The sequence below is a fragment of the Corallococcus sp. CA041A genome (assembly GCF_003612075.1).
In the GTDB taxonomy this organism is placed as follows: domain Bacteria; phylum Myxococcota; class Myxococcia; order Myxococcales; family Myxococcaceae; genus Corallococcus; species Corallococcus exiguus.
Genome location: NZ_RAWF01000784.1, coordinates 1 through 363 on the forward strand (window position 1 = coordinate 1; position 363 = coordinate 363).

1 pseudogene is annotated in these 363 nt (G+C 65.3%); it reads right to left on the reverse strand.

The window, feature by feature from the left end:
- Positions 1-127 (reverse strand): annotated as a pseudogene (locus tag D7V77_RS43065) (GntR family transcriptional regulator); the annotation flags it as partial.
- Positions 128-363 lie beyond the last annotated feature (236 nt).

The window sequence follows — 363 nt, forward strand, 5'->3', positions numbered from 1 at the left end:
CCTCATAGCGGCGCGCCAGCTTCGCTTCGGAGCCGAATTGTCCGCTCGGGTGCAGCCGCCCCAGCGCGATATCGCGCTCGATTTGCGCCTCCACATAGGCCACGAGTCCTCGCCGTTCCATCCCCATCCCCTTCCTCGTCCCAGCATCGCCATCCAACCACAGGGGTCTGACATGGACGTGCGGGCCCACCCTTCTCATTGCCAGCCAGGGGGCACCCTCCGGGCCCGGTCGGAGAAAAACCTGTCCGACTGGAGGTCTGCGCGGAATAGGGGTGAAGGCTGACTGGCTACTGAGCCTCAAGGGAGGCAGGGGCCTCCAGCACGAAGTAGACGCAAAAAAGCCGGCTGCGTGTCAGCAGCCGG